This window comes from Kitasatospora sp. NEAU-CNBT7 (assembly GCF_057220535.1).
Genome location: NZ_JBXQQB010000101.1, coordinates 1 through 3942 on the forward strand (window position 1 = coordinate 1; position 3942 = coordinate 3942).

The window sequence follows — 3942 nt, forward strand, 5'->3', positions numbered from 1 at the left end:
GTCGCCCGTTTGTGGGTACGGAGGTATTCGGGCTGACTCGCGTGTCGTGTGCATGGTGGGGTCGGGGTATGGAACGGATGCCGTACTCAACAGACTTGTCCGACGGGCAGTGGGCCTTGATCGAGCCGCTGGTCACCGCCTGGAAGCAGGAGCGGGTGTCGCGGTCGGCGACCGGGGATCCGGGCTCCTGTGACTTGCGCGAGGTCGTGAACGCGCTGCTGTACCAGAACCGGACGGGGTGCCAGTGGCGGCTCCTGCCGCACGACTTACCGGCCTGGTCGGCAGTGTTCTACTACTTCACCCTGTGGCGCCAGGACGGCCTTGACCAGCGGATCCAGGAGATCCTGCGCTGCCAGGTGCGGGAGCGGGCCAGACGATTAGAGGACCCGTCCCTGGTGATCATCGACACCCAGTCCGTCCGCGTGGCGGCCGGGGTGCCGAAGGGGACGACGGGGCTGGACGCGAACAAGAAGACGCCCGGGAGGAAGCGGGGACTGGCCGTCGACGTGCTGGGCCTGATCATCGGCGTGGTCGTCCTGGCCGCGAGCGCGCACGACAACGAGGCCGGTATCGCCCTGCTGGACCAGGCGGACGAGCGGTGCGGGATGCGTCTGGAAAAGGCCCTGGTCGACCAGGGCTTCAAGGATGCCGTGATCATCCACGGGGCGGTGAAGGACATCACCGTCGAGGTGGTCCGGCGCAACCCCGACGACGTGGGCAAGGGGTTCGTTCCGCAACCGAAGCGGTGGGTGGTCGAGCAGGTCAACGGCACCCTCATGCTCCACCGGCGCCTTGCCCGCGACTACGACCACCGGCTCGACAACGCCGCCTCCCGCGTCTACTGGGCCGCCACCGCCGGCATGCTCCGCCGCCTCACCGCCCCCAGCCCTGCCTGGCGCGACGACGTCGAGCTGGCAGCATGAACGTCACCGAACTCCTGCGGCTGTTGCAGGCCGAACACGACGAGGCCGCCACACGCGCCGACTACCTGCGCGAACAGATTGACCAACTCACCGGTGCACTGGCCGAGGTAGAGGCCCGCCTCGCCGAGATCGCCACCGCCGGCAAGGTCATCGACGGCCTCGCCCTGCCCGACCACGAGCCGGCCCCTGCGGAGACCGCCACCGTCTACCAGCGCATCGTGACCGCCTTCAACGAGCATCCCGGGCGGGTCTTCCGGGTTCGCGACCTACACGAACTCCTCGGCCTGCCCACCAACGAGCCCTCGATCAACGCCACCCGCTCCCGCCTGGGACGACTCGTTCGTCAGGGACTCCTCGACCAACCCGGACGCGGCCGCTACCAGAAACGGACTTAACGTCCTCTCAGAGCCGGTGTAGGCGTAGATCAAACCGGCCTGGACGTCGATTGAGCGGGCCGTTTCGTAAGCGTTCGCAGGCCGTTGAGCGGGCGAAGCCGATCAGCCCGGCTTTGGAGGCGGCGTAGTTGGCCTGGCCGCTCTCACCGCGCAGAGCCACGGCGGAGGAGATGATCACTACGCGGCCGCAGCGGGCGCGCAGCATGGCGCGGGTGGCGCGCTTGACCGCCCGGTAGACGCCGGTGAGGTTGGTGTCGAGGACCAAGATGAAGTGTTCCTCGCTCATGCGGACCAGCAGTTGGTCCTTGGTGATGCCCGCGTTGGCGACCAGGACCTCGACCGGTCCGTGCTCCGCTTCGGCGTGTGTGAACGTCGCGTCGATCTGCTTGGTGTCGGTGACGTCGCACTGGACTGCGAGCAGTCCCTCGGTCGGTGGGCCGCTGCGGTAGGTGACGGCGACGCGGTCGCCGGTGGCCTGGAGGCGGCGGGCGGCCGCCAGGCCGATGCCGCGGTTGCCACCGGTGATCAGAACGGAACGGGACACGGGAATACCTCGGGTCTGTGGCCGTTCGGGAGCAGTGTGTGATCGATCGTTCGGTGCGCCTTCGCTCTTCTCAGCGAGTCCGGCTATGGACGGCCCACGGTGGTCGGGCCGGTTCCGTGGCCTGGGCGCCCGGCAACGGAGCGGTGGTCACGCACCTGCTGGCTTGCGTCCGCAGGTGGACACGAGCGGGTACCACATGGCGCTGAAGCCCGGGTCGGTGGCGATGTGCCGCACGCGCGCCAGGTCGATGTCGGTGAATCCCCGGGCGTGTAGGGGATTGCGCAGTTGGCGGGTGTGAATGTCGTGCAGGCGGCTGCCTGGGCCGCCGCCGGTCCAGCTGTCCGTGCGGTGGACGCTGTGGACGTCTTCCAACGACGTTTCGGTCATGGCGGCGTGCAGATCACGCGAGCCCCACTGGGGATCGGCCCCAGCATCGGTGAGGATCCGCACGACGGCGCTGGTGAACCGCCGGAACAGCTGGGCGTCGCCGGGGCCGGGACTGGTCAGCACGGAGAGCTCGTCGGCTGTCACCTTGCTCTCCTCGATGACCAACCATCCGCCCGGGGCCAGCGCCTCGACCAGACTGGAGAGCACTTCCCGGCGTTCGGGCAGGTGCATGAGCACCCACCGGGCGTGGATCACGTCGAAGGGTCCACCGTCGGGGACCGGGTCCCGGCGGACGTCGTGCCTCAGGATCTCCGCACCGGGTGCCCATATCCGGGACGTATCGAGATCGGTGGCTATCACCCGTCCGCTGGGACCGGCGAGTTCGAGCAGGTGACGGGCCATGGAGCCACCACCGGCGCCGATCTCCCAGCATCGGGCGCCGGCCTGCACCCCCAGACGCCCGATGCACTCGACGCTTCCCGGATCCAGCATGGTCTCCAGCGCGTCGAGCTGGTCGTCCACATCGACCGCTCCGGAAAAGGCGTACCGCGTCTCGTATGCCGTGCTCATCAGTCGAAACCTCGCTCTCGGGCTACCCGGGGTGTTGCCTCATACAAAGCGGGCCCACAGTTCCAGCGTGGTGTCGACCATGTCTCCGGCCGGTCATCCGATCGGTTGATCCCCCGGGGGGCTATCCGCCCCGTATCTCGGTAAGGCCGGTTCTCACCCTGAAGTTCCACCTTTCGGTTGGACACCTGGAGACTGGGACGTGTGAGCCCGGAGGAAGCAGTTTCAGGTGGGAAGCAACAGCAACATGAGTAAGCGGTACACGGCGGAGTTCAAGAGGGACGCGGTCGCGCTCGTCCGGTCTTGTCCGCATCGGAACGTCACCGAGATCGCCCGGGAGCTCGGGGTCAGCCCGGAGGGGCTGCGAGGCCGGCCCGGCGACCTGACCAGCCCCGAGCGCGAGGAGCTCGCCCGGCTTCGCCGGCAGAACCTCGAGCAGCAGAAGACGATCGAGATCCTTGGCAAGGCGGCCGCCTGTTTCGCGGCCGAGACGAATCGGTGATCCGCTTCCGTTTCGTTGAGGACCACCACGGCGCCTTCGGCGTCAAGCGGATCTGCCGAGCGCTGGGGATCGCACGCTCATCCTTCTACGCCTGGCGGGCCGGCGGGCAGGACCGTCGCGCCCGCGAACGGGCCGAGGACCTGCTCGCCGCCGAGATCGCGGTGATCCACCTCGCCTCCCGAGGTGCCTACGGCGTCCCGCGCGTTCACGCGGAACTGCGCCGCCAGGGCCGGGCGGTCAACCGGAAGAGGGTGGAGCGGATCATGCGCGAGCGCGGGATCACGGGCGCCACCCGCCGCCGGCGCCGCGGTCTGACCCGCCAGAGCCGCAGGCCCGTGTTCGCCCCGGACCTGATCGGGCGCGACTTCACCGCGTCCCGGCCGGGGATGCGGCTGGTCGGTGATATCACCTTCCTGCCGACCGAGGAGGGCTGGCTCTACCTGGCAACCTGCATCGACCTGGCCACCCGCGAGGTCGTCGGCTACGCGATGGCCGACCATCACCGCGCCGAGCTGCCGGTGGCCGCGCTGCGGACGGCCGCCGGCCGTGGCGCTCTGGAACGAGGCTGCATCTTTCACTCGGACCGCGGCAGCGAAGGTGGATTCAACCGGTGGACGCAACACC

Annotated in this window: 5 protein-coding genes and 1 pseudogene; 4 read left to right on the forward strand and 2 right to left on the reverse strand. The window is 68.8% G+C overall.

Features of this window, described 5'->3' with window-relative positions:
* The first annotated feature begins 68 nt into the window (after positions 1-68).
* Both AC2TEW_RS38490 and AC2TEW_RS38495 read left to right on the forward strand, forming a co-directional pair.
* Positions 69-923: an IS5 family transposase gene (locus AC2TEW_RS38490; RefSeq protein ID WP_484627669.1), complete on the forward strand. Its 855-nt coding sequence runs from the start codon at positions 69-71 to the stop codon at positions 921-923.
* Complete coding sequence (locus AC2TEW_RS38495; RefSeq protein WP_484627668.1) at positions 920-1318, forward strand: type IV toxin-antitoxin system AbiEi family antitoxin domain-containing protein; 399 nt, start codon at positions 920-922, stop codon at positions 1316-1318. The genes AC2TEW_RS38490 and AC2TEW_RS38495 overlap by 4 nt, the downstream gene beginning before the upstream one ends.
* Before the next feature lie 73 nt (positions 1319-1391).
* Here the strand turns inward: AC2TEW_RS38495 and AC2TEW_RS38500 are convergent.
* Both AC2TEW_RS38500 and AC2TEW_RS38505 read right to left on the reverse strand, forming a co-directional pair.
* Positions 1392-1862 (reverse strand): annotated as a pseudogene (locus tag AC2TEW_RS38500) (SDR family NAD(P)-dependent oxidoreductase); the annotation flags it as partial.
* Between the two features lie 147 nt (positions 1863-2009).
* Positions 2010-2819: a class I SAM-dependent methyltransferase gene (locus tag AC2TEW_RS38505; protein WP_484627808.1), complete on the reverse strand. Its 810-nt coding sequence runs from the start codon at positions 2817-2819 to the stop codon at positions 2010-2012.
* A gap of 244 nt (positions 2820-3063) precedes the next feature.
* Here AC2TEW_RS38505 and AC2TEW_RS38510 point away from each other — a divergent pair, with 244 nt between their 5' ends.
* The gene (locus AC2TEW_RS38510; RefSeq protein ID WP_484627610.1) at positions 3064-3318 is read left to right on the forward strand and encodes a transposase; all 255 of its coding nucleotides are present in this window, start codon (positions 3064-3066) and stop codon (positions 3316-3318) included.
* On the forward strand, positions 3315-3942 hold a 628-nt coding region (locus tag AC2TEW_RS38515), incomplete at its 3' end, for an IS3 family transposase (protein WP_484627609.1). The genes AC2TEW_RS38510 and AC2TEW_RS38515, both read left to right, overlap by 4 nt.